Source organism: Emticicia sp. (assembly GCF_043780375.1).
In the GTDB taxonomy this organism is placed as follows: Bacteria; Bacteroidota; Bacteroidia; order Cytophagales; family Spirosomataceae; genus Emticicia.
The window spans coordinates 1-4,243 of sequence record NZ_JAYWCU010000243.1; the positions used below are offsets into that span (position 1 = coordinate 1).

The 4,243-nt window shown below is 36.0% G+C and carries 5 protein-coding genes; all 5 read left to right on the plus strand.

All coding sequences use genetic code 11. The annotated features are described in order from the left end of the window. The coding region (locus tag ACH2CJ_RS18395; RefSeq protein ID WP_394995037.1) for a CotH kinase family protein at nt 1-1,752 on the plus strand (1,752 nt) is incomplete at its 5' end. A gap of 101 nt (nt 1,753-1,853) precedes the next feature. Continuing rightward, on the plus strand, nt 1,854-2,378 hold the full coding sequence (locus ACH2CJ_RS18400) for a (2Fe-2S)-binding protein (RefSeq protein WP_394995040.1): 525 nt from the start codon (nt 1,854-1,856) through the stop codon (nt 2,376-2,378). 46 nt (nt 2,379-2,424) lie between these two features. Next, nucleotides 2,425-2,868: a thioredoxin family protein gene (locus ACH2CJ_RS18405; RefSeq protein ID WP_394995043.1), complete on the plus strand. Its 444-nt coding sequence runs from the start codon at nt 2,425-2,427 to the stop codon at nt 2,866-2,868. Beyond that, nucleotides 2,855-3,787 (plus strand): FAD:protein FMN transferase, encoded by a 933-nt coding sequence (locus ACH2CJ_RS18410; RefSeq protein WP_394995045.1) that lies wholly within the window; start codon nt 2,855-2,857, stop codon nt 3,785-3,787. The genes ACH2CJ_RS18405 and ACH2CJ_RS18410 overlap by 14 nt, the downstream gene beginning before the upstream one ends. Continuing rightward, nucleotides 3,784-4,005 (plus strand): DUF4266 domain-containing protein, encoded by a 222-nt coding sequence (locus ACH2CJ_RS18415; RefSeq protein WP_394995048.1) that lies wholly within the window; start codon nt 3,784-3,786, stop codon nt 4,003-4,005. The genes ACH2CJ_RS18410 and ACH2CJ_RS18415 overlap by 4 nt, the downstream gene beginning before the upstream one ends. The last annotated feature ends 238 nt before the right edge of the window (nt 4,006-4,243 follow it).

Here is a 4,243-nt window from a genome sequence, read left to right on the forward strand (position 1 = left end):
GGTTTTGGAAATGGCACTTCTGGATTAAATTATTTGGGTAGCGACACCACACTTTTTCAAAAATATTATACGCTTAAAAACTCAAAACTACCCAAACCGTGGGAATATTTGGTAAATACAACTGAAAAACTCAATAAAACTGACTTAAAAGACCTCGAAACAGTGATGCCAATAGTCATGGATGTTGATAAAACGCTTTGGTTTTTGGCAACCGAAATCATGTTTGGTGATGATGACAGTTACGTAAACAAAGGAGCAATGGATTATTATATATATGTTGATCCTGAAACCAAACGCATGACGCCCATCGAAACGGATGGCAATAGTGCTATCGAAATGAGTCGTGCAACTTGGAGTCCTTTTTTTAATGAAACCAAAGTAAATTTTCCACTCCTTAATCGCCTTTTGGTTGTTCCTGCTTACAGACAGCGGTATTTGGCACATCTTCGCACCATCAACGAGGAATCTATCAACCCCAAAATTAGTAATGTTTTGATTGATGCCTTGGCTAAAAAAATTGATGCAAAAGTAAAAACAGACCCCAAAGCCTTATATACTTACGCCCAATTTCAGGCTGAGGTTACTACAATAAAGAGTTTTTTTACTTCTCGTTATAATTTTATCAAAACCCAAGTCGAAGTCAATAGGATTTCTCCAACACTTAGCAAAACTACATTTGCAACTAATGGTAAAGATTTTGAATTACCAACTGAAAAAAACACCGTTTCAGTACGAACAACTGCAACTTCGTCGGAAGGAATTTCAAAAGTATATTTGTATTTTTCAGATAATCTCACAGGAAATTTTACTAAAAAAGAGATGTTCGATGATGGAAAAAATAATGACGGAGCAGCAAAAGATGGTGTTTTTGGAGCAGAAATTCCTGCTTTTTCTATTGGAAAATATGTTCGATATTATATTGAAGCAGTTTCGTCAAATTCGGTTGGAACTGTAAGTTATGACCCCGCAGGAGCAGAACACAATGTATTTGTGTATCAAATAAAATCTTCATCGCCAATTATCAAATCAGTAGCAATTAATGAGATTTTGGCTTCAAATACTAAGAATTTAGACGAAAACAAACAAGCTGATGACTGGATTGAACTCTATAATTTGACTACCAACACCGTAAATTTAAGCGAATATTATTTATCTGATAACTCAACTAATTTAAAAAAATGGCAATTCCCGACAGGCACTACCATTGCAGCGAATAGCTTTTTGATAGTTTGGGCTGATGAAGATGCCTTACAAGGAAAACTTCACGCAAACTTTAAATTATCAAAATCGGGCGAATCAGTTTATTTGGTAAGTCCAGCAGGAATAATTTTAGACGAAGTAACTTTTGGCGAACAAAAAGACGATTATGGATATGCCAGAAATCCAAATGGGACAGGTAGTTTTGTGAGTCAAACCTCCACTTTCAATGCTGATAATATAACTGGAAAAACTGGCCCAACCGACCCTGTTGTAGTACCACCAGCGGTTACTCCGCCCACAACAACCATTACCGCCACCGAACCTGAATCGGTTTTGATTAATGTTTACCCAAATCCTGCCAACGAAACGCTCAATATTAAAGTAGCAAATCATTTTATTGGAAAAGAATTGGAAGTGTATAATTCGAGAGGGCAAATGATTTTGAAACAACAAATCTCAAACGAAAGTAATATCAATACTACCGAATGGATTTCGGGGCTTTATTTTTTAAAATTGGCTAATACTTCACGTAAAATATTGATTATTAAGTAGTTGCTTAAATGGTAAATTTCTTTTTTCTTACCCCACTCTTTTTATAATTGGTACGTAATATAAACATGCAACCATTATTTTAAGTAAACCAATAAAAAAATATGACACGTTACGAATTTTTGAAATCAATGGGTTTTAGCGGTGCTGCCTTAATGGCTTTGCTTACCTCGTGCGTAACAGAAGGTGATAAATATGTTGATGCTCTGACAATTGCTGCAAACGGAACAACAACTGGAACAACTACCACCGGAAATACTACCACTGGAACTACTACAACTTCAAATGTTACAGGAATAATTACAACTGAAGAGTTGAATAAAATCACTAATTCAAAACTAAAAATAGACCTTACATCATCTACTTATGCCAAACTACAAATAGTTGGTTCGTATATGGTTGTTAGTAATATTGTTGTAGCTCTTTCAAAAGCAAATACTTATATTGCTGCAACTGTAACTTGCTCGCATGAACCCAAAAAACAAGTTATTTATAGTAATAACGAATGGTATTGTACTGCTCATGGGGCAAGGTTTTCATTGACAGGAGGAGGATTGAATAATAATGGCCAAAAAGGCTTGGCTGTGTATAAAGTAGCAACCGATGGAAAAACATTGTTGGTTTATTAATTTTGAGTCAATAGTAAGTACATTTTAAAAGAATAACCCAAAAAGTATGAAATTTTTAAGCATTTTTCTACTGTTTTTCTTTCTTGAAGGTTCGCCTCAATGGGGTTCTGACTTTGATAAAGCAAAAATAGAAGCTATTCAGAATCATAAATTTATCGTCATCAGTTTTTCTGGTTCTGATTGGTGCGGCCCATGTATCAAGCTCAAAAGAGAGGTATTAGATACGCCTGAGTTTTTGGCATTTGCAACTAAAAACTTAGCCTTGGTTAGAGCTGATTTTCCAAGATTAAAGAAAAATCAATTGGAAAAAAAGCAAACTGCTCTCAACGAGGCTCTTGCAGAAAAATATAACCATGAAGGCAAATTTCCTTTGACGGTTTTGATTGGGGCTGACGGCAAAGTATTGAAAGAATGGGATGGTTATCCAGCGGGAATAACGACTGGTTCTTTTATGCAAGAAATTCAAACGATTATCAATGCCCAAAAATAATATTCATTCAAAATCGCTTCGATTGATGGGCAATCGCTTCACTATCAGCGTAGTAAGTAATGATAAGATTTGGGCTGAAAAGCAAATTGACACTGCAATCACCGAAATCAGTCGAATCGAAAAGTTGCTTACTACGTTTAGTGATGATAGTCAAACCAGCCAAATCAATGAAAACGCAGGAGTCAAACCTATTAAAGTTGAAAAAGAAGTTTTTGAATTGATAAAACGTTCGCTTCGCATTTCCAGCCTTACTGATGGGGCTTTTGATATAACTTATGGCTCAATTGATAAACGATTTTGGAATTTCGATAAAGAAATGACTGCATTACCCGATGCCGAAACTGCCAAGCAAGCCGTCAGACTAATTGATTATCGAAAGGTGATTTTGGATGATGAAAACCAAACAGTTTTTTTGAAAGAAGCAGGTATGAGAATCGGTTTTGGTGGAATTGGAAAGGGTTATGCTGCCGAACAAACTAAGCGAGTTTTGATTCAAAATGGCGTAAAAAGTGGCATCGTCAATGCCGCAGGAGATTTAACTACTTGGGGAAATCAACCCAATGGCAAACCTTGGACAATAGCAATTGCTGACCCAGATACTCAAAATAGTGCTTTTTCTCACCTAAATATCAGTGGAGTCGCTGTGGCAACTTCGGGAAATTATGAGAAATATGTAATCATTGACGGCAAAAAATATTCACATACAATTGACCCAAAAACAGGATTTCCAGTTTCGGGTATCAAGAGTGTGACAATCTTATGCACCGATGCCGAAATTGCTGATGCAATGGCAACTCCCGTAACTGTTTTGGGCGTTGAGGCTGGTCTAAGTCTTATTAACCAAATGCAGCAAATGGCGTGTATCATCATTGATGATAACAACAATGTTTATACCTCCAATAACATCAAAATATCATGAAAAAACCAATCAAAATTATTTTTATTCTTGCTTTTTTGCTTAGTTCGATGGCTTCATGTGTAACAGTAAAAGAATATCAGAAAAATCGAATCAACGATTCTGAAATGGAATTAGCTGCTCGAAAAGCTGAAAAGTTTGAAACAAGTTTTTATCTCTACCGTGAAGGAGCTTCAGGAGCAAACGGTGGCAAAAGTGGTGGTGGATGTGGCTGTAATTAATGGTCTATTAAACCTCATCCTAAATCTATCTCCGAAGATGTGAGGGACTTTAAATTTCTTATTTTAATGCACTTTCCTACAATAAGAGGGCCGCGTGAGGGGAAACATCACATAAAAACACCTGAACCTAAAATCTCCTATGAAAAAAGTAATCATAACAATTGGCTTATATGCAAGTATGTTAAGCGGGGTCTATGCTCAGCACGATACAACAAAATATGTGTTCAAGAAATCGAAT

Bases quoted from the DNA above. Each gene is read 5' to 3' on its own strand.
- ACH2CJ_RS18410 (WP_394995045.1), top strand. From the start codon at position 2,855: ATGCCCAAAAATAATATTCATTCAAAATCGCTTCGATTGATGGGCAAT.
- ACH2CJ_RS18405 (WP_394995043.1), top strand. From the start codon at position 2,425: ATGAAATTTTTAAGCATTTTTCTACTGTTTTTCTTTCTTGAAGGTTCG.
- ACH2CJ_RS18400 (WP_394995040.1), top strand. From the start codon at position 1,854: ATGACACGTTACGAATTTTTGAAATCAATGGGTTTTAGCGGTGCTGCC.
- ACH2CJ_RS18415 (WP_394995048.1), top strand. From the start codon at position 3,784: ATGAAAAAACCAATCAAAATTATTTTTATTCTTGCTTTTTTGCTTAGT.